At 57.8% G+C, this 289-nt stretch carries 1 protein-coding gene; it reads left to right on the top strand.

Annotated features, from left to right (window positions below; genetic code table 11):
- Positions 1-289, top strand: a 289-nt coding sequence (locus MXD62_RS08380; protein WP_248828828.1) for an SDR family oxidoreductase, incomplete at both ends; no start/stop codon positions are given.

Genomic DNA, 289 nt, shown 5'->3' with positions numbered 1-289 from the left:
ATATTACCTCCGTGGTTGGTGTGCTGGGCAACCCTGGACAGGCCAACTATGTGGCAGCCAAGGCGGGTGTGATCGGGTTGACCAAAACGACTGCCCGTGAACTGGCTTCCCGCGGCATTACCGTTAATGCCGTTGCCCCAGGCTTTATCGATACGGATATGACGGCGTCGCTGCCGGAAGAGGCAAAAGCCGGCTTGCTTGGACAAATTCCGCTCGCCCGATTGGGGCAGCCGGATGAAATCGCCAAGGTGGTGTGCTTCCTCGCTTCTGACATGGCTAGCTACATGAC

It is taken from the genome of Frankia sp. Mgl5 (genome assembly GCF_023242985.1).
GTDB lineage: Bacteria > Actinomycetota > Actinomycetes > Frankiales > Frankiaceae > Parafrankia > Parafrankia soli.
Note: the sequence above shows the minus strand (reverse complement) of the source record. Positions and strands in the feature narration are given on the sequence as shown.